Genomic DNA, 22,876 nt, shown 5'->3' on the forward strand with positions numbered 1-22,876 from the left:
TTAGCATGATGATATTCACTTCCTTCACTTATCCTATTTATGTCTGCTACCGTTTCTCAGGATGGATTACCTATTCCGCAGCGTTATGGCGCGATTATCACCATCGCTTTGGGCATCATGATGGCGGTGCTGGACGGCGCTATCGCTAACGTTGCCTTGCCGACCATTGCACGCGAACTTAACGCCAGTCCGGCCGAATCGATTTGGATCGTTAACGCTTATCAAATTGCTATCGTGATTTCGCTGCTGTCGCTGTCATTTCTCGGTGATATGCTCGGCTATCGCCGCATCTATCAGGTCGGATTGGCGCTGTTCATCGCCACATCCCTGTTTTGCGCCCTCTCCTCGTCACTGAATATGCTGACGGTGGCGCGTGTACTGCAAGGTTTTGGTGGTGCTGCACTCATGAGCGTCAACACCGCGCTGATACGCATCATCTTTCCGCAGCGCTTTCTCGGGCGCGGTATGGCGATCAACTCATTGATTGTTGCCGTTTCCAGCGCTGCAGGACCAACCGTGGCGGCGGCGATTCTCTCTGTCGCCAGCTGGAAATGGCTATTCCTCATCAACATCCCCCTGGGTATCTTGGCATTGTGGCTGGCGCTGCGATTCCTGCCAGATAATACGCAGAAAGCTAAACAGCAAAAATTTGATATGCCGAGTGCCATCATGAATGCGCTGTTCTTTGGTCTGTTGATTTCTGCACTCAGTGGTTTCTCTCAGGGCCAAAATGGCTGGTTGATCGTGGCGGAACTGGTGGCGTTAGTGTTGGTTGGTGTGGTGTTTGTTCGTCGTCAGTTATCGATGCCGGTGCCGCTGCTGCCGGTCGATTTACTGCGCATCCCAATTTTCTCTCTCTCAATTGGTACCTCAATCTGCTCGTTTTGCGCACAAATGCTGGCGATGGTCGCACTGCCATTCTTCCTGCAGAATGTATTGGGTCGTGATGAAGTGGCAACTGGCTTGCTTCTCACACCGTGGCCGTTAGCGACAATGGTAATGGCGCCGATTGCCGGTCGACTGATCGAAAAATTCCATGCCGGGCTTTTGGGCGGATTGGGATTAGCCATGTTCGCTGCCGGTCTGTTCCTGCTGGCGTTGCTGCCCACTCAGCCAACCGATGCCGATATTATCTGGCGCATGATGCTATGTGGTGCCGGTTTTGGCTTGTTCCAGTCACCGAATAATCACACCATTATCTCCGCTGCACCGCGTAATCGCAGCGGTGGCGCCAGCGGTATGTTAGGCACTGCGCGATTGGTCGGACAAAGTAGCGGCGCAGCTCTGGTGGCGCTGATGTTCAATTTGTTCAACGACAGCGGTACGCATGCATCGCTGGTGTTAGCCGGTAGCTTTGCCACCGTCGCTGCCGTGGTAAGTCTTGCGCGCATGACGCAATCCCGTCAGCCAGCTGAATCGTAGAAATAACAAGGGCGCCATCAGGCGCCCTTGTTATGCTGTGTCTCACGACTATTTCAGGTATTCACCGCTGCGCAGCGCTTCGATACGTTTATCGAGCGGCGGGTGCGACATAAACAGCTCGCTCAACGATTTGTTTTTACCGTTGATGCAGAACGCCATCATACTGCTTGGTTCCTGCGGCTCGTAGCTGGTTTTCAGACGCTGCAGTGCAGCGATCATCTTCTCGCGTCCTACCAGCTTGGCTGAACCTGCATCGGCGTGGAATTCACGATGGCGCGAGAACCACATGGTGATGATGCTGGCGAGGAAACCAAACAGCAACTCCAGCACCATCGACACCGCAAAGTAAACCATTGGATTACCGTTGCTGCTCTCTTCACCGTCGCGATTGCCGGAGAGGAAGCCCGAGGCGATCTGCGCCAGAATACGTGAGATGAAGATCACAAAGGTGTTCACCACACCCTGAATCAGCGTCATGGTGATCATGTCGCCATTAGCAATATGGGCGATTTCGTGCGCCAGCACCGCTTCCGCCTCATCACGGCTCATGTTTTGCAACAGTCCGGTTGAAACGGCAACCAGCGACGCATCGCGGCGCGCGCCAGTCGCAAAAGCGTTAATATCGGGCGCGTGATAAATCGCCACCTGCGGCATCGCAATGCCAGCCTGTTGTGCTTGGCGGCCGACGGTTTCCATCAGCCAGCGTTCCGTCTCATTACGGGGTTGTTGAATCACTTCACCACCGACAGAGCGCAACGCCATCCATTTGGACATCAGCAGTGAAACAAACGCACCGCCAAAGCCAAACAGACCTGCCATAATCATCAGACCCTGAACACTGCTTGACTGGATTCCTGTCAGACTCAAGATCAGTCCGAAAACCAACATCACCGCTAAGTTGGTGAGCAGGAAAAGAGCAATACGCATCATAAACGTTAATCTTCCTCAGTTGTGCACGCGCTTATGCGCGGATATCTATCCTATGGTCATTGCCGCGCTTTTCAAGCAACCTTAATCTTTAAGTGCCTAAAAAGACATAACTTTACATTGAGTCGTAAAGAGCGCGATACCGTGCGTTAGCAGGTCTTAACAACAAGTTGAGTGTAAAAAAAGCACCGCCGAAGCGGTGCTGTTTCAGATGCCGAGGAGCTATTTCGCGGCCTGAGCAGCTGGCTGAGATTTCTCCAGCTGCGCCATGTCATTAGCGATTTTCACCGTTTCATCCAGATAAGGATCCGGCTCTTTGTAGTCTTTTGGCAGATCTTCGATGCTCTTCAGCGGTGCTTTGCCTTCCGCCTGATAGCGCGCATTAATGCGCTCCAGACGCAGTGCATCATCTTCATGATTCTCTTTCTCACGCTGCGCGAGATTGAGTGACACGATATTGCGCTTGTCCTTCATTGCGTCGAAACGCGCAATATCTTTCATGATGTACTGGAACTCGCGATCTTTAGCGATGCGATCGGCATGCTCTTTAGTCAGCTGCGGTACCAGCGGGGCAATATCGCCCGTTTTGGTATAGCTTGCCGCATTCACGCTGTCCCAAGGTAACGCGTTATCCTCGAACTTCTCGCCGGTTTCTGCCGCTTCAACACCGGTAGGCATCAGCAGATCCGGCGTTACGCCTTTACGCTGGGTGCTGCCACCGTTGATGCGATAGAACTTCTGAATGGTGTACTGCACCGAGCCTAACGCTGGCCATTCCGGACGCAGCATCTGATCGTAGATGCGGTTTAGAGAACGATACTGCTGCACGGTACCTTTACCGAAGGTGGGTTCACCGACGATCAGCGCACGGCCGTAATCCTGCATCGCGGCGGCGAAGATTTCCGATGCCGAAGCACTGAAGCGATCAACCAGCACTACCAGCGGACCTTTGTAGTAAACAATGCCATCGTTATCGCTGTCTTCACGCACACGACCGTTGTTATCACGAACCTGCACCACTGGACCGCTCGGAATGAACAGACCGGACAGTGAAACCGCTTCGGTCAATGCACCGCCGCCATTGGTACGCAGATCGATAACTACGCTGTCGACGTTCTGCTTCTGCAGTTTTTGCAGTTGTACTTTCACATCGTCAGTCAGACCAACGTAGAAGCCAGGAATGTCGAGCACGCCGACTTTCTCTTTGCCCACATTATGTACGGTGCCTTTAACGGCACGGTCTTCCAGGCGGATCTTCTCACGCGTCAGCGTTACAGTACGGGTTTTGGTACCCTTACCGGCTGGCAGGATCTCCAGGCGTACTTTGCTGCCTTTCGGTCCTTTGATTTTTGAAACCACATCGTCCAAACGCCAGCCGATAACGTCTTCCATCGGCTTGCCTGGCTGGCCAACGCCAACAATGCGATCGCCCACGCTGATCGATTTGCTCTTCGCAGCCGGACCACCCGCCACCATTGAGTTGATCACCGTGTAATCATCGTCCATCTGCAGCACGGCGCCGATACCTTCCAGCGACAGGCTCATTTCGGTATTGAACTGTTCTGTGTTGCGCGGTGAAAGATAGTTAGTGTGCGGATCGATTTCATGCGCGAACGCGGTCATCGCCAGCTGGAACACATCTTCACTGTTGCTTTGCGCCAGACGACGAATGGCAAAGTTGTAACGCTTGGTCAGCGTTTCACGAATCTCTTTCTCATCTTTGCCGGCCAACTTCAGGCTCAGTTCGTCATATTTAACTTTGGCATCCCAAAGCGCGTTAAGCTCATCCACGCTTTTCGGCCAGGGCGCTTTTGCCCGATCAATGTCAATGGTGTCATTGCCGGTGAAATTCATTGGGCGGCTCAGCACGCTCAGCGCATATTGATAGCGCTCAAAGCGGCGTTTCTGCGCCAGATTGTAGAGATCGTAAAACACATCCAGCTTACCGCTGCGGAACTCATCACCAACGGTGGTTTTTTTATCGGTGTATTGCGCGATATCCGATGCCAGCAGCACGTTGTGGCTGTAGTCCAGCAGATTCAGGTAGCGATCAAAGATTTTCGCAGAAAAGTCCTGATTCAAATCGAACTGGCGATAGTGAGAGCGGGTGAAACGTGACGTAACGCGTTCGCTAACGGTGGGATGCTGTGGATCTTCATGCAATTGGGGAATCTGGTCGGCGCGGGTAATGTTGTCTGCGCCAAAGGTGGGGCCTGCTAATAGCAGGCCCGCGATCATACCGATCTTTAAAAAATTGTTCATGCCAGGGTCAGCCTCCGTTTCAGAACTGCAAATGTTCTGCGCGCACAATCATTGCCATGCCGGAAGCGAGCTGAACCCGAACGCCATCTTTGGTGATCTCAAGAATGGTAGCGTCCATTGCACCTTTGCCTGCAGTCACTTTAATGTTCTGGCCAGGCTGCAGCGTTGAGGTATCAGTGACAGGTTTGGCTCGCGGTGGCTGCGGAGCACTACGTTCAGCAGATGCCGCACGCGGAGCCTGTGGACGCGGCTTACGCGGTGCATCACCTTCGGCAGCTTTACGCGGAGCAGGCTTGCGCGGACGACGTTCAGCAGTCTCTTCACCGGCTTCACGCTTCTTCGCTTTCTGCTGATCGCGCTGCGCCTGAACGCGAGCTTTGGCTTCTTCCAGTTGCTTGCGCGCATGTTCTACGTGTTGCTCATCCAGCACGCCACAGGCGTTACCGTCGAGATCAACACGAATGGCACCTGCTTTGATGCCATAAAGATAACGCCAGCTAGAGGTATATAGACGTAAGGCAGAACGCAGTTGCGTCTTGCTCAGGCTCAGTTCGCCTTGAACACGCTCGACCAGATCTTGAAAAATGCCGATTTTGAGCGGACGCGCCTCGCCTTCGGCGCTAAAGCATTGCGGAAAACGCTCCGCCAAAAAGGCGATGACTTCTTTACTGCTATTCAACTTAGGTTGATTTTCCATGAAATTTCCTGATTACAACGGATTTGCCGACCAGAGCAGGCATGAACAGGCGACATTATAATGACAACATCGCCAAATGCTATGTGATCCAGTCGATTAGCTGTGCGTCAGCTGAATAAATTTTACGATGTCGCTGCCCGCCAGCACTTCACAAAGCCCGTCGGTAAGGGCCACCAGCCCCGCTTCATCCTCGCTATCGAAGCGAGAATAAACCGTACTATCAATGTCTAAAACACCCACCAGAGTGCCATTCACTTTCAGAGGAATCACGATTTCGGCGTTGCTTGCTGCATCACAGGCGATATGGCCCGGGAACGCATGCACGTCTTCCACCAGCTGCACTTTGTCCTCAGCCACTGCGGTACCGCACACGCCTTTACCCACCGGAATGCGTACGCAAGCAATTTTGCCCTGGAAAGGACCCAGCACCAGCGTATTTGGCTCAGTTAGCAAATAGAATCCAGCCCAGTTCACGCCTTCCAGGCGTTCAAATAACAGCGCACTGCAATTGCCGAGCGCTGCGAGGAACGAGGTTTCACCCGCCAACAGGGCGCGGACATCACGATTCAAATCCTCGTAAAAAGCTTTTTTGTTCATTGTTCAACCATAACTCGTCACTGTGGTGACCTTGTTGTCACTCAGTTGTTAAAATAAGCACTAATAATCCAGGCGCATAAGGTGAATCATTGAGTTAGTTACTATACCCTTAGCAGTCGGTGATGAAGGATATTCTTGTACCACCGATTATTGCAGGCAGAATGGCTCTACTCAGCATGCCGGTAAACGTAACGAACGATGGGCACTCGCGTCACCTATGAAAATTCACGCTATCAGCCAGACGTTGCCCCACGCACGTTATCAGCGTTGTCCGCAATGCGATACCCTTTTTTCCTTACCGGATGTGAAATCGCATCAGACGGCCTATTGCCCACGCTGTCATGCACAAATACAGAGCGGACGTGACTGGTCAATGACCCGCCTCACCGCCATGGCGGTGGTGATGATCGTGTTGATGCCGTTCGCCTTCAGCTTGCCGCTGGTCGATATTCGCCTGCTCGGAATGCGTATTAACGCGAGCCTGCTGGAAGGTGTGATTCAGATGGCACAGCAGGGCAACACGCTGACCGCTTCGATGGTCGCGTTCTGTACCATCGGCGCGCCGGTCACGCTGGTGGCGGGCATTCTCTATCTGTGGGTGGGTAACGCGCTCGGTATGAACCTGCGTCCGGTCCTGCTGATGCTCGATAAGCTGAAAGAGTGGGTAATGCTGGATATCTATCTGGTCGGCGTGGCAGTGGCATCGATAAAGGTGCAGGATTACGCCGCGCTGGAAGTGGGTTATGGCTTAGTGGCCTATATAGCGCTTACGGTGCTCAGCCTGCTGACGCTGATTCACCTTAACGTCGAGCAGCTGTGGGAACACTATTATCCGCAAGCCATGCCCACTTCGCCGCCGGAAGAGTGGCAAGTGTGCCTCAACTGCCATCAAACTGGCGTGCCCGATGCGCGTGGGCGCTGTACGCGTTGTCATACACCACTCGACTATCGCCGTCGCCACAGTTTGCAGAAGTCCTGGGCGGCGCTGATCGCCTCAATTGTGCTGCTGATTCCCGCCAATCTACTGCCTATTTCGGTGGTTTACGTTAACGGTGCACGACGCGAAGACACCATTTTCTCCGGCATTCTTGGCCTGGCATCCGGCAATGTGCCGGTCGCTGCGGTGGTCTTTATTGCCAGTATTCTGGTGCCGTTTACCAAAGTATTAGTGATGCTGACGTTACTGATCAGTATTCATTTTAAATGCGAACAGGGCTTAAAAACCCGCATTCGTCTGCTGCGCGCCGTTACCTGGGTGGGCCGCTGGTCAATGCTGGATCTGTTCGTGATTGCGTTAACCATGTCACTGGTCAATCGTGATCAGTTACTGGCTTTTACCATGGGACCGGCCGCCTTCTATTTTGGCGCTGCCGTTGTCCTGACCATTATGGCTGTAGAGTGGCTTGATAGCCGCCTGATCTGGGATGCACATGCAACAGGAAACGCCGACTACACCGACTAGCGCCAATCTGCGCAATAAGCGCAAGATTTCGCCGTTCTGGTTATTGCCCATTATCGCTTTGCTGATCGCAGGCTGGCTGTTATGGACCAACTATGAAGAGCGCGGTACGACGATCACCATTAACTTCCAGACCGCCGACGGCATCGTGCCCGGCCGCACGCCGATTCGATATCAGGGCGTGGAAGTGGGCACGGTGCAAGGCATCGTGCTGAGCGATGATTATCGCAGCATCCAGATCAAAGCCAGTATCAAGAGCGATATGCGCGATGCGCTGCGTGAAGACACGCAGTTCTGGCTGGTGACGCCAAAAGCCTCACTGGCCGGCGTGTCCGGACTTGATGCATTAGTCGGCGGTAACTATATCGGCATGATGCCGGGCAAAGGCAAAGAGAGCGAACGCTTTACCGCGTTAGATACCCAACCGAAATATCGTGTTAATACCGGTGAACTGCTGATTCATCTGCGCGCGCCGGACCTTGGCTCACTCAATACCGGTTCACTGGTCTATTACCGCAAAATTCCGGTCGGTCGTGTTTACGATTACAGCCTGAATAACAGCACCGATGGCGTGACCATCGACGTGCTGATTGAGCGTCGCTTCATCAATCTGGTGAAAAAGCAGAGCCGCTTCTGGAACGTTTCCGGCGTTGATGCGGATGTCAGCCTGAGCGGTGCCAAGGTAAAACTGGAAAGCCTTGCCGCCCTGGTTAACGGCGCGATTGCCTTCGATTCCCCCAATGACGGTCAGCAGGCAAATGTCGATGCCACCTATCAACTCTACCCGGATTTAGCGCGCAGTCAGCGCGGGGTTCAGGTCAAACTTGATTTACCGAGCGGCGACAATCTGAAAGCCGACAGCACGCCGCTGATGTATCAGGGCCTGGAAGTCGGCACCTTGACCAAACTTAACCTGCAGGATGGCGGTAAAGTCACTGGCGAACTCACGGTTGACCCTTCGGTAACCAGTTTGATGCGCAGCGGCACGCGCATTGAAATGCGCACACCGAAAATTAGCCTGACTGATACCAACCTTAGCAGCCTGTTGACCGGCAACACCCTTGAATTGGTACCCGGCGAAGGCGAGCCGCAGGATCAATTCACTGTGCTGCCCGCCAGCGAAACGCTATTGCAAAAACCCGATGTGTTGACGGTAAAACTCAGCGCGCCGGAAACCTATGGCATTGATGCGGGCCAGCCGGTGATGCTGTATGGCATGAAAATTGGTCAGGTGATTTCACGTACGCTGGATGAGAATGGCATCAGCTTCGTCGCCGCCATTAATCCCGAACACCGCAAGCTGGTGCACGCCGACAGTAAATTTGTGGTGAATAGCCGCCTCGACGTGAAGTTTGGCCTTGATGGTATGAAGGTGCTGGGTGCCAGCGCACGCGAATGGGTCGATGGTGGCATTCGCCTGATTCCAGGCGCGAAAGGCAATCCGTCCAGTCGTTATCCTTTATATGCCGATGCGGAACGTGCGGAGGAAGGTATTGTTGGCGAACAGCCACCGACCACACTGAAGCTGACCGCCAACAGCTTGCCAGATGTGCAGGCCGGTTCGGTGCTGCTGTATCGCAAATTCCAGGTGGGTGAAGTGGTTGATGTCGTGCCGCGCGCGGATGCCTTTGAAATCTCGATTCACATTCAGCCGCAGTATCGCAAGTTACTTACCAGCGAGAGCGTATTCTGGGCCGAAGGTGGTGCCAAAGTGCAGCTCAACGGCAGCGGTTTGACGGTGCAGGCATCTCCGCTCAACCGCGCCCTTAAAGGTGCAATCAGTTTTGATAATCTGACCGGAGCGCAGGCGGTGAAAGGCGTGAAGCGCGTGCTGTACTCTTCAGAAACCGTGGCGCGTGCCGTCGGCAGTCAGATTACGCTGCACACCTTCGATGCCAGCAAACTGGCTGCGGGTATGCCGATCCGCTATCTCGGCATCAACATCGGCCAGGTTGAATCGCTGGCGCTGAGTTCTGATAACAATCAGGTGGTAGCAAAAGCGGTGCTCTATCCGGAATACGTGCAGGACTTCGCGCGCATCGGCAGCCGCTTCTCGGTGGTGTCGCCGGAGATTTCTGCGGCAGGGGTTAATCATATCGAAACGCTGCTGCAGCCTTACCTCAACGTCGATCCGGGCAAAGGTTCTCCGGCGCGCACCTTCGAACTGCAGGAAAGCACTATCACCGATTCTCGTTACCTTAACGGCTTAACGATTTATGTCGATGCCGCTGACGCGGGATCGCTGTCGGTGGGAACGCCGGTGCTGTTCCGTGGTGTTGAAGTCGGTACCGTTACCGGCACGTCGTTGGGTAACATGGCCGATCGCGTACAGATCGCGCTGCGTATCAGCAAGAAATACCAGCATCTGGTACGTAACAACTCGGTGTTCTGGCTGGCTTCCGGTTATAACTTCGATTTCGGCCTGATCGGCGGCGTGTTGAAAACCGGTACCTTCCAGCAATTCATTCGCGGCGGCGTGCAGTTTGCAACGCCGCCAACGGTACCGCTAGCACCACAGGCCGGCGCCAATAAACACTTCCTGCTGCAGGATGAAGCGCCAAAAGAGTGGCGTAATTGGGGTACGGCGATTCCGGATCCTAATCAACCTTAAGCAAATCGGGCAGCCTGGCTGCCCGATTCTTTTTCGCATGTTACACTTCGCGCTCATTTTGTTTCCCGGTAGATGCCCGTGTCCGATCGCTTTCCCGAAGATTTCCTCGCGCTAATGCGCGCCAGCCTCGCTGATGACGCTGAATTGCAACGCTTTCTCGCCATTAGCCAGCAACCGCTGCGCCGCAGCATACGCGTTAATACCTTAAAAATTAGCGTGGATGATTTCCTCGTCCGCACCGCTGATTATGGCTGGCGGCTGTCACCCATTCCGTGGTGCACCGAAGGGTTCTGGATTGAGCGTGACGATGAGTCGCTGCCGCTAGGTAGCGTTGCGGAGCACCTTAGCGGGCTGTTTTATATTCAGGAAGCCAGCTCGATGCTGCCGGTTACCGCACTGTTCGACGCCGCACCCGATGCGCGTCAGGTGATGGATGTGGCTGCAGCACCAGGCTCCAAAACCACGCAGATGGCCGCGCTGATGCGCAATGAAGGCGCCATCCTTGCCAACGAATATTCCGCCAGTCGCGTCAAAGTGCTGCATGCCAATATCAGCCGCTGCGGCGTGAGCAATGTGGCGCTCACCCATTTTGATGGTCGGGTGTTTGGCGCGGCGCTGCCGGAACGTTTCGATGCCATTCTGCTGGACGCGCCCTGCTCTGGCGAAGGCGTGGTCCGTAAGGACGCCGATGCGCTGCGTAACTGGACGTTGGCCAGCACCGAAGCAATCGCTGAAACCCAGCGCGATCTCATTGACAGCGCTTTCCATGCATTACAACCCGGCGGCACGCTGATCTACTCGACCTGCACGCTCAATCAGATTGAAAACCAGCAGGTGATTCACTGGTTGCAACAGCGTTATCCCGATGCGGTAGAAATTGTGCCGTTGAATGGTCTATTTGCTGGCGCCGATCAGGCTTTAACACCGGAAGGTTTCCTGCACGTGTTCCCGCAAATTTTCGATAGCGAAGGCTTCTTTGTCGCGCGCCTGCGTAAAACCGCCAGCATTCCCGTGTTGCCCGCACCGACCTACAAAGTGGGCAAACTGCCCTTCTCACCGGCCAGCCGTAAGCTCAGCGCCGAGGTACAGCAGGCAGCAGCAAAAGTAGGCTTGCAATGGGATGACAATCACACGCTGTGGCAGCGCGATAAAGAGCTGTGGCTCTTCCCGGCAGCGCTGGAAAGTTGGCTGGGTAAAGTGCGCTTCTCGCGTATCGGCCTTAAGCTGGCAGAAACCTTCCCGAAAGGTTATCGCTGGCAGCATGAAGCCGTTGTCGCGTTGAGTAAGCCAGGCAGCGCGCTGGATTTTGCCCTTACCGATGCGGAGGCAGAAACCTGGTATCGCGGTCAGGATATTCATCCTGAGTCGTTACCGAATCGCGATGAGGTGATTGTGACCTATCAGTCACAACCTTTAGGATTGGCCAAAAAAGTCGGCAATCGGATTAAAAACAGTTATCCGCGTGAGCTGGTGCGCGACGGGCGTCTGTTCCGCTAAGCATTACTGCAATTTTACCAGCGTGAGACAGTTGCCGAAAACCGCGCCGGTATCAATATAATGCTGATTCGCCACATGCAGCGGTTGCTCCAACGGCGTGTGGCCGAAGTAAAAATCGCTGGCGCCCGCAATGTTTGCTGAAGCGCCACGTTGATGGCGTCCCAGCCGATCGCGACTCCACACCACCTGTTGCCAATCGACATCCTGCCCCAGTGCATAATAGCTGGCAGGATAATCAGCGTGAGCAATCACCACCACGCGGTCGCCGAATTCCAGATGCAGAACCAACGGTAAATCGGCGCAGCGTTTCAACGCATGGCGCGCAGCGATTAACTTTGCGCCCTTCAACTGCCAAAACCATTCGCCGCCGTTCATCATCCACAAGGTCTGATCGCGCCCATCCAGCGCGGCGAGCGCCATCTGTTCGTGATTGCCGCGCACACAGCGAAACCAGGGTTCTTGCAATAGCGCTAAACAGCCGGGACTGTCTGGCCCGCGATCAATCAAATCGCCCACCGACAGCAATAAATCCTGCTGCTTGTCAAAATCCCGCTTGAGGAGCTGCGCATCAAGCTGGGCGCGGCAGCCGTGTAAATCGCCCACCACCCAAATGTTTCGCCACATTTGCGCACTTACCCGTTGGTAAAGCATGTAATCTTCCCCGGTTGACTGGAAGTTTAGTGAGCCCGGCTTAAAGTATAGTCCGGTGAGGTTTAGCCAGCGGAGGGAACAGCATGAGCGGCCGTAAACAATTTATTGGTGTCTTGATCGTTATCTTCATCGGCAGCTTGCTGCTGCTCGAAACGCTGGCTCGCCTGGTGCATCTGTTATTTGTGGGATAATTACGCAGCTTTACTTTCCTCGCTAAACGCCTAAACTCCTTTGCGCATCATATAAAGGAGCCTGTATGAGCCAGAATATTTACGACGACCCGCATTTTTTTGCCGGCTATGCCACGCTGCCACGTTCAGTGCAGGGATTGGACGGCGCACCGGAATGGCCCGCACTGCGCGCATTACTGCCCGATCTGGATGACAAACGCATTCTCGATCTCGGCTGCGGCTATGGCTGGTTTTGCCGTTACGCACAACAGCAAGGCGCGCGTGAGGTACTGGGCCTCGATGTCTCAGAGAAGATGCTGGCGCAAGCCGCGACCATGACTCAAGGAACGGGCATTCGCTATCAGCGTGCCGATTTAGAAACGCTGCAACTCAGCGAAACCTTTGATCTCGCCTACAGCTCGCTGGCGCTGCATTATCTCAGCAACATTGATACGCTCTTCGCCACCCTGTTCAATGCCTTAACGCCAGGTGGTGCGCTGGTGTTCTCTTGCGAGCATCCGATTTACACCGCGCCAACGGCGCAGCAGTGGATAATTGATGATCAACAGCAGCGTAGTTGGCCGGTGAATCACTATCAGCAGGAGGGTGAGCGCATCAGCAACTGGTTTGCCGATGGCGTAAAAAAACAGCATCGCAAACTGGCTACCTGGATTAATGCACTGATTGCCGCAGGATTTGAGATCGTCCATCTTGATGAATGGGGACCCGATGAAGCACAGTTAGCACAGAATCCCGCCCTGGCAGAAGAGCGCGATCGCCCAATGATGTTTCTACTGGCTGCGCGTAAACCTCATTAGATTCCAAAAGTGGCTGCGCTTTGCAGCCCCAATTAAAGCTTTTCTGCCGCTCACCCAAGTCATTTAATTATCCAGCAAAAGTGTCGTCTTTAATCGGTGAACTCCTTTTCTGAGCCGCTGATCTTGACTGACTACATCTTTAACTTTCGTCCCGCTCTCGATATCCATTATCGCTATAAACCGGCAGCCGATGATAATCGGCATTTATTGATCGTCATGTCGGGTTTTAACCTGCCAGATCCCACCATCTACGACTTTACGCTGTTGCAACATACACGATCGGCGGTGTTGTGGATCAAAGATGATTTCCATGGGCTGCCCGCTTACTACCTGTGCAACAATATGAACTTCGATATTGAGCATGGCGTGAGCCAACTAATTCGTTCGGTAATAGAACTGACCACACCGGCAAATGTTTCGATACTCGGCGCCTCTAAAGGCGGCAGTGCGGCACTCTACTTTGGCGTCCGGCATAACATTAAAAACATCATTACTGCCGTGCCACAATTTTATCTAGGTGATTATGCGGAGACTATGTGGCCAAAAGTAGGCGAAGCCATGATGGGCACCATTACCCCCGCAGCAGTGACGTTATTAAATAAGCTCTTGCCAAATACCCTGCGACGCGATCGCCAGACAGATAAAAATATCTATCTTTTCACTGCCCTTGCCGACTACCAACGTGAACAGGAAATTTTACCCAACCTGGCGCTGCTGCAGAAATACCGTAACTTCAATTTGATCGAGTCCGCATCGCCGTGCATCACACAACATAACGAAGTAACCCGCTATAACCTGAATTTGATATTGGCTCTGATTTATCAGTTAGAACAGGACATTACTCCTTGCTGGGGCCACATTCGCAATGGCAGCGGCTGGGATGTTGCGCATGGATAGTCACAATCGATGATAATGCTCTGCTAAGGTTAGATATTGATGATGTCTACAGGAGCGAGCCAATGAAAGACTATTATAAAATTGATCTGGAAGTGTTTATGCAAAATAACGTGGAATTAATTCGCGCAATTAAAAGCAAAGCGCCGGCCTATGCCGATGAGTTAGGTTTAGAGGTGATTCAATATATCAACCGGGAAATAAAACAGGCTCATCTCGATTATATTGAAAGTTTGGGCGTGAAAGATCCGTATGAGCATTACATTTCACAACATGAAGAAGATCGCTCTCTGGCGGAACAACTCATTGCTCAACACCGCGCTGCTCTGCATCCTGCCCCGTAACGCCAAACCATTGCCACAACTGACGTGTGGCATTTATCTGTTTTAGCTCTAACGCGTGATCAGGAAAATTGCCAGCAAGAAAAAGGCTAATAAACCGGCGAAGGTTATTGTGCCGATGCGCGGGGTTTTTGCCCGACCCACTACCACACCAATAAAGATACTCAGCAGCGTTAATGTGCCAATCATTACCCAGAGAAGATATTGTGTATTTGCCATGAAGGGTCCTTATTAGCCGGCAATAAAACAGATGCGCTAACGTTATACCATTTTTTACGCATGCTGACTGCAGCTTTTTGGCCTCACATTTCTACGGGCTATCTGTCTGGTTGGTGATAATTAGGCACCAATAGACGGGCAACGCACCGATTTCAGCGCCTGTAACTGTGATAATCGCGCCGCGGCGTTATGCTTAGCACTGGCTTTGGCAATGCCATTACCGATGCCAAAATCACCCACGAAACCGAGCACCGTCAGCGCATCAAATTCGCCTGTTTTATCAATCTGCTGCTGCACGCTAAGAGATTTATCTATCTCCTGGTTCAATGTTGCGCAGTCATAAGTTTGCGCTTCTGCATCGCTCACCTTGGCAGATTGCGGATACTGTTTTAGTGCACAACCGCTGAGCAGCAGCATGGCTACTATAGCCATAGGCTTGAGCATCTTCTTAATTCTCATTGATTTGAGGTGAAGTAACTTGATGGCAAGGAATGTATCACGTGAAGGCGAGAGCGATCAGAGGAATAAGTGTGCTAAAGCGCGGTATTTAGCGCAAAAAAAAGCACTGCCGAAGCAGTGCTAGTGATACTTATATCAGGCAATCGCCTGACAACTCCCAATATAAAATCAGGAGAGATAATCCGTTATTATGCAGTTTTCAACACAATCATTGATGATTTGCAGAAAATACATTTAGCGCCATGGGGGTTCATTTTAGTAATATCGAACGCGGAGGTGCGATATTGTGAACTCTGGCAGTGCGGACATCTTAAACGATTATAAATGCGAATAATTACAGACCTAATACATTTGTTGCTGACGGACCTTTTGGACCATCTTCAACTGAAAACTCAACACGCTGACCTTCATCAAGTGAGCGATAATCTGTGCCCTGAATGGCTGAGAAGTGGACGAAAACGTCCTTGCTGCCATTTTCAGGAGAAATAAAGCCGAAGCCTTTTTCTGAGTTGAACCATTTTACCGTTCCAAGAATTTTGTTAGACATAATTTTTACCTTTTAAATGAGCCTATTGGCGTAAGGGCCGAGTTGCAGATACGAATCAGAACTTAGGATAAGACTCAAAGAGAAAGGGCTTGAAGCGGCACTAACTGGGATGAGAAATACAATGGGAACTAACCTTCTAACTGTCTGCTATTCAGACCGACGGAGCATTAACGCATTTATCTACGACACAAGCAAGCGATAATATTTTTTAATTTAATGAATGATAAATTGCGTGGGATCGTAATTTTAGCCTGACCGGCCAGAAAGCTTCCTGATGTAACGCTGTTAGTGGTCGCCGTCTACGCCGGGAAATCATCACTCTCGTTTGGGCAGGGCAGCTCCTGCCCATCAATGTCATCGAAAGTGAACCCCTCATTTATGAGCGTTATCACTTGCCCAGGCTGATCCACTACATACAAAGCGCCTGCCAGAGCACCAAGGTTAGATTCTGAATATCGCACTGATCTGACATCATATTTGCCCAGACCGAAGTTCATCCACTCTGTTAACTTTGTGTCGTTGCTGATGTATTCGAAAATGGACTGCTGAATCAGGTCAGGGTTCCATTCATACCACTTAGGCGGCGTCTACTTCTCGGCGTGCTTCAAGCAGGCGAGCGGTATCCATATCCACTTCATAGATGATGCTGCCTGCGTTTAAAGTGCCTGCCATTCGCTACTCTCCTGGCATAAAAAACCCCGCCGAAGCGAGGTTTTTTTGTCATATCTTTATTTGAATATGAATATCATGGCCACCAAGAAAATTATCAAAGCAACTATTCATTGGGCAGCCATTGAATTGGATTCTTCTTTTTTAGCAATCTCAGCATTAATTTTATTCGTGCTGTCTAAGGATGCTGACGTTGCAGCATCAACTTCCTGCGTATAGACCTCATAAAAAGCTATTCGGGCCTCCGCTGGTTCTTGTGCAAAGAAATCTTTAATGATGTCAGAGACATCTAATGATGCAGTATGAGGGTTTCCACCTTTATCACTAACTCCTTGTATGTATAAGACATAGTTCTCAACTAATTGCCTTACCTTGCCTCTCAGCGCACTGTATTCGACTACTCCGAGTTCGTTGGTGATACCGACATAATAGTCTTTAGGCTCCCCGGGTATTATAAAGTCATTCACATCCCTATCCCCACAAGTAATTGATGGGATAAATCCTAGCATGGGTGGGCGAAAGGTGGCGCAAAAGGAAGAGATCAAAACGTTAGAGAATTTCTGATTGATACATACCAATCATTAACTTTCGGGTCATATTGCATGAGCCAGAATCCAAGGCAAATAGCTGATGAACCTGCAAATAAGTGCAAAATTACGTACAACCAGTAAACATCTCTCCGCTCGTCTTTCTTAATATACTCACGTCGAGTTGTGCCTTTGAAGGTTTTTGTGTAAACACCGCGCCTTATATAAAGCACTGATTCAACGAGGAAGACGCCTCCGCAGGCAAACACGGCAATTACAACTAACCCTTCTTTCCAGTCCATGTTTATTCCTTTAGCTAAAGCTTGCCAATATTTCACCGCAATAGCATAGGAACCATAAGCACTGATCATCTGTCAGGATGTGCTACTGTACAACGCTAGGATATTCTCCACGAACTAAAAGCAAAGGATGCTCAAATAGAAATCTCAAAACATAACGATCACTTCGTTAAATTCCCATATAGACGTGAGACGCGGAATAACAGCGATAGATCGCATGCGCTGAACGGTTTACAGACACGACGCGCACCACACGCGGATTCGTTAATTCCCAGCTGACTCCCGGACCAAGACGCTCACCGCAGCTGTCAGTGTCTGCATACCAGATGAAAGCGCCCATGTACTGAGCGTTCTTCGGCGCGGTAGCGTTCAGCATCGTATAATGTGTGCTGTCTACCTGAGTGTTGTACTAGGGTGATGATGGCTGTGTTGCTTGTCGTTTTGAAGGAAGATAGTGTCAGCGGGTGACGGTGTGTGGTTTGGGTTGCCAATAACCGTAGCGCCAGGCACTGATATGCCGCGATGATCTAATCTACTGATAATTTTGGCATTCGGTGTCTCAATCATGAATTTATTCCAAAAAAACGTCCGGAGGCGGTTCAATTAGTGTGATTGCTTTTCTAGCGATTCAGCTATGCGGCGGAGATATTCATTACTCTTAAATGAAACCATGATGCACTCAAAAAATATCCTTGCGAAAACTGCCATAACCAGCAGTTGCACACCGGCAGTATTAACCCCCCAAGTAAAGAAGGTAAAAACAGCGGCAACCACTAATAGAGCCACGGTAATGATATAAAGTGTGCTGATGATTCGTGGGGTTATTAATTTATCGAATCCAAACATTAGACAATCTTCCTGATTGAAAAGAGGAATGATCTTAATATTTAGGATTTAATTCATTAAGTAACATCATCAGGCGCACTCGCGAATGCGCCTTGTGATGAAAGCCTCGACATCTAAGCAGAGTTTTCGGCTAACCAATCGGCAGCAGCTCGCATTTGCTTGATGGCCTCGCTTCTGGCTAACTTTTCCAACTCAGCTAACGTTGTTTCCACCTGATAAGGCAACTTCAGATACAGAGATACGTTTTCACCACCGGAATTCGGATCGGTATATATCGTTACTTCTGCATAGACAGTATTTCCCTCAACGCGCGTAAAACTTCCAATGTCTATTTCCATAGATCGCTCACCTAAGATGCATCGAGCTAAGATTATGCATCACTGTCATCTTTGCTTAAATATCAAAAAACGACGTTATTTAAGGCATTGCTCGTTGATGTAATCCTGCAATCCGGATATTTGCTTACCGGCGATTTCGATTCGCTCTCTGAGAGTGAAATAATCCCGTTAAGCGGCGTCAGTAAGTCTGAGGCTGGCTGGATCATCCATGCCGGCGGCGCCGATGGTGTTTGTCGTTGGGCAGTTTACGTTGAGCTGCCACCGACGCTTGCCAGTAGCGACATCATCATGCAGAAGGTTGATAGTCGCCAGAGCATCAGATAACTCCTTCGTGTATTTGGCATCAAGAGCCGCAACGGTGCGCTGGCGCACCTGCATGTCATCAATGGTGGCGTTAGCGAGTTGCAATGCATCCGTTGCTTTATCGCGCTGAGATTTGTAGTCGATGGCGTTGCCGCGATAAATGGCAGTCTGCACACCCAGCACAGCAACGAGCCCTAGCAAAATTGCGATGATTATGGCTTCAGCTTTAAAGATCATTTGAGCTTTCCGCCAGGCAAAGAGAACGCTCCATGTCGCGGCGATTCATCAGGCCTTTCCACTTCATGCCGCCGGCATATACCCAGCGGCGCAGCTCTTCACATGCACCATCCTAATCCCCTGCATTGAGCTTTTTCAGCAGTGTAGATTTGGAGAAGGCCGACGTGCCGACGTTATAGGTGAAGCTGTAGAGCGCGGCGCGGGGATATTTACCCAGCGGCACCTTGACCATGGAATCGACAGCCCTCTTAACTGGCTGCAGGTCATTCCACATCAGGCGATCACATTCGCGGTCGGTGTACTTCTTGCCCTTCACGATGTCGGCGCCGATATGACCATCACAGACAGTCCAAACCCCAGCCACATCTTTGTAGGGTTCGTACACTCGGCCCTCTACACCATCCTTTCCGCCAAGGAATACCGTATCAATAAGCCTGTTGCGCAGTGTGTTTGACATTGCCATCGTGTTAATCCTCGGTGAGGTCGGGCGCGGTGGGCCAGCGTTGCAGAGCTTTAATCTGCGCCAGCGTGGCCTTGCGTTTGTAATACCAGTTGATGCCGAGCGTAAATAGCGCGACCAGAATACCGGCCAGCACGCCAATAGCACTCCATTCATCGGGACTTAACCTGGTCAGCAGACCATTGGCAATCGTCCCGGCAGAAGCGCCGTATGCCGCGCCTGATGCCAGTTTGCTCATATCGATACTCATGTACACCTCGCTGTTCGCTTGGTGCCGCCTGTAGTCGTAAGAAAAGAGCGCTCATCCCCACACAGCAATGAGGGTCTGAATAAGTTTTGGGATGGCGCTAAAACGGAAAAAGGCCGCCAATTGGCGACCTCTTAAATTTGATGTACCCCACCCGGCGCTTATCTCCGGCACTCGTAATGGCTTAGCTCTTGAAGGGGCGAGACAATCTTCTCAGAAAGATTAAATCTCGATTTAACAATAGTTGCTAACATTACTATTAGCTAGCTAACTTAATTGGATTTAAGCACATTCCGTCAAATACCGGGCTTTAAATAATCTCAGGCAATCGCAAAGGTGCCTGATTTTGAGATTTGGTTTCTTGCCGATAACCACTACTCGTTACCAGCAGCGCGAGGCAAATCACAGCCTTGAAATTAACCCCAGCAACTTGCCGCTGATTGCCTAAAATTTAATCTCCTAACCAACTGGAGAGTTTCTATGGCACTTACGCGCGAGCAGATGAAGGCGCTCATCGACGAGCTACCAGATGAGCAAATCAATGAGCTATCTGGCTCTTTTGTCGAAACGGTTAAAAGTGGACCAGAGCCTAGCGATGATGATGGCGGGGTTTGGAAAGAGATTAAATTCGAATTCCCTGATCAGGATGGCACTCCTCAGGATAAGTGGTGATTCTAGATATGCAGATACAAAAACGCCCACCGGCTGGTAAGGCCATGGGGCGTTTTAATCACTCACTATGTTTGCAACTGACCGACTAAGCTGCGATCTGTTCGCTTCACTCCCCGATCATGCCCATTCCATTCTGTTTCGCGCTTCCTTCTGGCTGATGCCGGTGAAGTAAATCAGCGATGAACCGATATTTTGCACGGTCTTGCGCTTGCAGTATCGTAATCTGGCTACGTTGCGAACCGGGTTAGCCGTTCCGCTGGCCCTTACCCTGCATGCAGCTGAAATTAACCTGGAAGGCGTAATAGATAAATGTCGAGCAGGAAATCCGTCCGACCACATCATTTACTCTTCAGTGAGAAAGGGAGGCAGAAAGCCGGGACCAGTCATGCCGGATGCCATTACAAGTGCTTTTTCGGAGGCGAGGGAATTATGCGGGATTGAGTTCGGTTCAAGCCCGCCCTCTTTCCATGAAATCAGAAGTCTTGCAAGCCGGCTTTACGCTGCAGAAAATGGAGAGAATTTTGCTCAGCGGCTACTCGGACATAAAAACATGTCGATGACCAAAAAGTATTTAGATTCTCGTGGTCAGGAATATGTAATGGTATGGGCCGGATATCAGATATTCGGACAAATTTCGGACACTTCGTTTTTTCTTGTTATATATCAATGAAATAAAAAAAGACCGAATACGATTCCTATATTCGGTCCAGGGAAATGGCTCTTTAGGAGCCGTGCGCTAAAAGTTGGCATTTTTGCAGGCGAGGACGCCTTGCCATTTAATGGTAGACCAGGATTGGTGGTTTTCCAGCCAACTGCGCTGTTCGGTAAGCAAAGGTGTCAACTCTGTGATCGCGTTGACATAACCTGAGAACAAGCGTAGCGGCAGAAATGTGCGCCACGCCTGATTTATACCGAGATTACTTGCCGCACAGTTGCTGTGCGCGATCGACGATCGGCTGCAGACTCATTTTCTGACCTGGATGCGCTTTGTCTTCGGCCACGATGGTGTCGATGGATTGCAGCGTGCCCTGCCCGGCAGTCTTACGCGCGTAAGCTTTATCGTTGAGCGGATACTGCAATAACGTGCCGGGATTGATAGCAAACAGCGCTCCGTCTTTTTCGCAGGTCAGCATCACCTCTTCACGGGTGAAGGGCCATTTGTCCTTGCCAATCTCAAAACGGCTGACGGTAATAATCTGTGCGGCCATCGCCTGGCTGCACAGCGCCATCAATACGCAAGCTGGAATCAGTTTCTTCAGCAAAATATCGACCTCATTTCATCTTCTTTAATGACACATTCAGGCCGGTGAGAGTGTGGCAAACACGCTCACTAACCCAATAACAATAATGGCCAGCAGCAGCTCTAGCTGCGTCAGGCGAATAAACAGATGCGATGCATGACTGGCCGCCCGGCGGAAACGCGGAACCAGCAGATAGCGGTTGGTCAGCGCGATAGCGATCATCAACAATACCAGCAGCACTTTCACCACCAGCAGCTCGCTCCACGGTGTAACTTGCCAATCGCGCGGTGAACCGGCTATTAGCAGACTGTTAACGATTCCAGTGAACAACGCCAGCGCAACGGCTAAATGTCCGTAGCGGGAAAATCGCATCATGCAGCGAATAGCATCGGCACGGAATTCGATCTGTCTTGCTTCACGCATCAGTAACAGCAGCGGCAGTAAACCGCCCGCCCAGAACGCGGCGGCAAGCAGATGTAGCGCATGGTTTGCTTGCTGCAGCATGCCGGCCCAGCCATCACGCATTGCTGCATGTCCTACGCCTGCCAGAGCGATCAGTTGCAATACACCGCTAATAAGCAGCAATTGCTGACGCAGGCTGCCACGCAGTAATAGTGTCAGCGTGCAAAGCAGTGCGAAGACAATTTCCCAGCGCCAGACCATGCCAAAACGCGTATTCAGCACGGCGCGCCACGTCTCGCTATCGCTAACGTTTCGCCAGTCACCGCTCATCAAACCGGTTTGTGTCGCTAACATCAGCACGGCGCTGAGCAAACTCACTAGCGCGCTGGTACGCAAAATAAAATCTAAACGCTGCGCCAGCACCAGGCGATAGCGACGCGGTGCCAGCAGCGCGGTGTAGCAGGCGCTGCCAGCGAGCAGTAACACCGACAAGAAATGCAGCGCCCGCAGGCCAATCCACAGCGTGCTCAAACTCATTGATCACTTCACGCTAAATGCGTAGCTGCCTTTGGTTTTGTGGCCATCAACTGACAGCACATGCCAGTTCACTTGATAATTACCCGACGGCAACGGTTGGCTGATCGGTACAATCAGCTGATCGTGCTGTTTGTTGTTAAGCCTGGCCTTCCCCACCGGCATGGGTTGATGTTGCGCGTTGAGCACTTCTACGCCACTAAACGCGGCTTCAACGTCTTCAGTAAAGGTCAGCGTTAAATTCTGCGGGGAATGCTCCACCACGGCTTTATCCGCCGGAACCGGCGTTTTCAGGTGAGCATGAGCCAGCGCAAACTGGCTGAAGGCCAGCGTTGATGACGCCAGCAACAGCGCCACAACTCGGGTAAACGCAGTTTTCTTCATCACTTCTTCCCTTTTAACTGCGGCAGTGCACCGCAAACGTGGCAGCAGGATACGCCGCCGATCCGCAGGTGTCGAGACTTGCGGTGCGATCCAATTTCCTTGATCCCTCGGTCCGAAACCATTACTTTTGCCCCTGATTATCAGGA

General features: G+C 51.5%; 26 protein-coding genes and 2 pseudogenes. 9 read left to right on the forward strand and 19 right to left on the reverse strand.

The genetic code is table 11. From position 1 onward, the window contains the following. Positions 1–39 precede the first annotated feature (39 nt). Positions 40–1,422, forward strand: a complete 1,383-nt coding sequence (locus WH298_RS00645) for an MFS transporter (protein ID WP_180821930.1) — start codon at positions 40–42, stop codon at positions 1,420–1,422. 48 nt (positions 1,423–1,470) lie between these two features. Here WH298_RS00645 and htpX read toward each other — a convergent pair whose 3' ends face one another. The 4 genes from htpX to WH298_RS00665 form a co-directional block, all read right to left on the reverse strand. Further along, positions 1,471–2,352, reverse strand: coding sequence for a protease HtpX (gene htpX, locus WH298_RS00650; protein WP_007889611.1), 882 nt, complete (start codon positions 2,350–2,352; stop codon positions 1,471–1,473). Positions 2,353–2,571: 219 nt separating this feature from the next. Next, entirely contained in the window at positions 2,572–4,611 is a 2,040-nt protein-coding gene (gene prc / locus WH298_RS00655; protein ID WP_180821931.1) for a carboxy terminal-processing peptidase, read from the reverse strand. A 19-nt stretch (positions 4,612–4,630) separates the two neighbouring features. Next, the gene (proQ, locus tag WH298_RS00660) at positions 4,631–5,308 is read right to left on the reverse strand and encodes an RNA chaperone ProQ (RefSeq protein ID WP_007889609.1); all 678 of its coding nucleotides are present in this window, start codon (positions 5,306–5,308) and stop codon (positions 4,631–4,633) included. Between the two features lie 96 nt (positions 5,309–5,404). After that, complete coding sequence (locus tag WH298_RS00665; protein ID WP_007889607.1) at positions 5,405–5,905, reverse strand: GAF domain-containing protein; 501 nt, start codon at positions 5,903–5,905, stop codon at positions 5,405–5,407. 217 nt (positions 5,906–6,122) lie between these two features. Here WH298_RS00665 and yebS point away from each other — a divergent pair, with 217 nt between their 5' ends. The 3 genes from yebS to rsmF all read left to right on the forward strand — a co-directional run bounded on the left by yebS (position 6,123) and on the right by rsmF (position 11,472). Next, complete coding sequence (gene yebS / locus WH298_RS00670; protein WP_049852156.1) at positions 6,123–7,367, forward strand: membrane integrity lipid transport subunit YebS; 1,245 nt, start codon at positions 6,123–6,125, stop codon at positions 7,365–7,367. Further along, the gene (locus WH298_RS00675; RefSeq protein ID WP_180821932.1) at positions 7,336–9,975 is read left to right on the forward strand and encodes a PqiB family protein; all 2,640 of its coding nucleotides are present in this window, start codon (positions 7,336–7,338) and stop codon (positions 9,973–9,975) included. Before yebS ends, WH298_RS00675 begins: the two co-directional genes overlap by 32 nt. Positions 9,976–10,047: 72 nt before the next feature. Further along, positions 10,048–11,472, forward strand: a complete 1,425-nt coding sequence (rsmF, locus tag WH298_RS00680) for a 16S rRNA (cytosine(1407)-C(5))-methyltransferase RsmF (RefSeq protein WP_180821933.1) — start codon at positions 10,048–10,050, stop codon at positions 11,470–11,472. A gap of 3 nt (positions 11,473–11,475) precedes the next feature. Here rsmF and WH298_RS00685 read toward each other — a convergent pair whose 3' ends face one another. After that, positions 11,476–12,123 (reverse strand): metallophosphoesterase, encoded by a 648-nt coding sequence (locus tag WH298_RS00685; protein WP_007889600.1) that lies wholly within the window; start codon positions 12,121–12,123, stop codon positions 11,476–11,478. A 256-nt stretch (positions 12,124–12,379) separates the two neighbouring features. Here WH298_RS00685 and WH298_RS00690 point away from each other — a divergent pair, with 256 nt between their 5' ends. The 3 genes from WH298_RS00690 (at position 12,380) to WH298_RS00700 (ending at position 14,349) form a co-directional block, all read left to right on the forward strand. Beyond that, positions 12,380–13,111 carry a class I SAM-dependent methyltransferase gene (locus WH298_RS00690; protein ID WP_180821934.1) on the forward strand — a complete coding sequence of 244 codons (732 nt, stop codon included), beginning with the start codon at positions 12,380–12,382 and terminating at the stop codon, positions 13,109–13,111. A gap of 123 nt (positions 13,112–13,234) precedes the next feature. Then, entirely contained in the window at positions 13,235–14,008 is a 774-nt protein-coding gene (locus WH298_RS00695; protein ID WP_180821935.1) for a hypothetical protein, read from the forward strand. 62 nt (positions 14,009–14,070) lie between these two features. Next, positions 14,071–14,349 (forward strand): hypothetical protein, encoded by a 279-nt coding sequence (locus WH298_RS00700; protein ID WP_180821936.1) that lies wholly within the window; start codon positions 14,071–14,073, stop codon positions 14,347–14,349. Between the two features lie 48 nt (positions 14,350–14,397). On the opposite strand, the gene WH298_RS00705 is transcribed toward WH298_RS00700, so the two are convergent. The 11 genes and pseudogenes from WH298_RS00705 to WH298_RS00760 all read right to left on the reverse strand — a co-directional run bounded on the left by WH298_RS00705 (position 14,398) and on the right by WH298_RS00760 (position 19,500). After that, positions 14,398–14,565 carry a hypothetical protein gene (locus tag WH298_RS00705; RefSeq protein ID WP_162838743.1) on the reverse strand — a complete coding sequence of 56 codons (168 nt, stop codon included), beginning with the start codon at positions 14,563–14,565 and terminating at the stop codon, positions 14,398–14,400. 120 nt (positions 14,566–14,685) lie between these two features. Continuing rightward, the gene (locus WH298_RS00710; protein WP_180821937.1) at positions 14,686–15,009 is read right to left on the reverse strand and encodes a hypothetical protein; all 324 of its coding nucleotides are present in this window, start codon (positions 15,007–15,009) and stop codon (positions 14,686–14,688) included. Positions 15,010–15,212: 203 nt separating this feature from the next. Next, positions 15,213–15,356 carry a cold shock small protein YmcF gene (gene ymcF, locus WH298_RS00715; protein WP_101764610.1) on the reverse strand — a complete coding sequence of 48 codons (144 nt, stop codon included), beginning with the start codon at positions 15,354–15,356 and terminating at the stop codon, positions 15,213–15,215. 2 nt (positions 15,357–15,358) lie between these two features. After that, on the reverse strand, positions 15,359–15,571 hold the full coding sequence (gene cspE, locus WH298_RS00720) for a transcription antiterminator/RNA stability regulator CspE (protein ID WP_007889586.1): 213 nt from the start codon (positions 15,569–15,571) through the stop codon (positions 15,359–15,361). A gap of 779 nt (positions 15,572–16,350) precedes the next feature. Then, positions 16,351–16,707: a hypothetical protein gene (locus WH298_RS00730; RefSeq protein ID WP_180821938.1), complete on the reverse strand. Its 357-nt coding sequence runs from the start codon at positions 16,705–16,707 to the stop codon at positions 16,351–16,353. Between the two features lie 74 nt (positions 16,708–16,781). Then, positions 16,782–17,069, reverse strand: a complete 288-nt coding sequence (locus WH298_RS00735) for a hypothetical protein (RefSeq protein ID WP_180821939.1) — start codon at positions 17,067–17,069, stop codon at positions 16,782–16,784. Positions 17,070–17,669: 600 nt separating this feature from the next. Continuing rightward, positions 17,670–17,912 carry a DUF4282 domain-containing protein gene (locus WH298_RS00740; protein WP_180821940.1) on the reverse strand — a complete coding sequence of 81 codons (243 nt, stop codon included), beginning with the start codon at positions 17,910–17,912 and terminating at the stop codon, positions 17,670–17,672. A 113-nt stretch (positions 17,913–18,025) separates the two neighbouring features. After that, on the reverse strand, positions 18,026–18,250 hold the full coding sequence (locus tag WH298_RS00745; protein WP_180821941.1) for a hypothetical protein: 225 nt from the start codon (positions 18,248–18,250) through the stop codon (positions 18,026–18,028). A gap of 75 nt (positions 18,251–18,325) precedes the next feature. Continuing rightward, positions 18,326–18,790 (reverse strand): annotated as a pseudogene (locus tag WH298_RS23680) (lysis protein). Then, positions 18,780–19,253: pseudogene (locus WH298_RS00755) on the reverse strand (lysozyme). Before WH298_RS00755 ends, WH298_RS23680 begins: the two co-directional pseudogenes overlap by 11 nt. A gap of 4 nt (positions 19,254–19,257) precedes the next feature. Then, positions 19,258–19,500 carry a phage holin gene (locus WH298_RS00760; protein ID WP_180821942.1) on the reverse strand — a complete coding sequence of 81 codons (243 nt, stop codon included), beginning with the start codon at positions 19,498–19,500 and terminating at the stop codon, positions 19,258–19,260. A gap of 477 nt (positions 19,501–19,977) precedes the next feature. Here WH298_RS00760 and WH298_RS00765 point away from each other — a divergent pair, with 477 nt between their 5' ends. Continuing rightward, entirely contained in the window at positions 19,978–20,169 is a 192-nt protein-coding gene (locus tag WH298_RS00765) for a hypothetical protein (protein WP_180821943.1), read from the forward strand. A 208-nt stretch (positions 20,170–20,377) separates the two neighbouring features. Then, on the forward strand, positions 20,378–20,839 hold the full coding sequence (locus WH298_RS00770; protein WP_238344403.1) for a tyrosine-type recombinase/integrase: 462 nt from the start codon (positions 20,378–20,380) through the stop codon (positions 20,837–20,839). 247 nt (positions 20,840–21,086) lie between these two features. Here the strand turns inward: WH298_RS00770 and WH298_RS00775 are convergent, their stop codons facing one another. The 3 genes from WH298_RS00775 to copC are packed head-to-tail and all read right to left on the reverse strand — an operon-like array spanning position 21,087 to position 22,730. Further along, positions 21,087–21,434 (reverse strand): YebY family protein, encoded by a 348-nt coding sequence (locus WH298_RS00775; RefSeq protein WP_036620970.1) that lies wholly within the window; start codon positions 21,432–21,434, stop codon positions 21,087–21,089. Positions 21,435–21,467: 33 nt separating this feature from the next. Continuing rightward, positions 21,468–22,349: a copper homeostasis membrane protein CopD gene (gene copD / locus WH298_RS00780; protein ID WP_180821944.1), complete on the reverse strand. Its 882-nt coding sequence runs from the start codon at positions 22,347–22,349 to the stop codon at positions 21,468–21,470. 3 nt (positions 22,350–22,352) lie between these two features. Continuing rightward, complete coding sequence (copC, locus tag WH298_RS00785) at positions 22,353–22,730, reverse strand: copper homeostasis periplasmic binding protein CopC (protein WP_007889581.1); 378 nt, start codon at positions 22,728–22,730, stop codon at positions 22,353–22,355. Between the last annotated feature and the right edge of the window lie 146 nt (positions 22,731–22,876).

This window comes from Pantoea nemavictus, from assembly GCF_037479095.1.
Classification (GTDB): domain Bacteria; phylum Pseudomonadota; class Gammaproteobacteria; order Enterobacterales; family Enterobacteriaceae; genus Pantoea; species Pantoea nemavictus.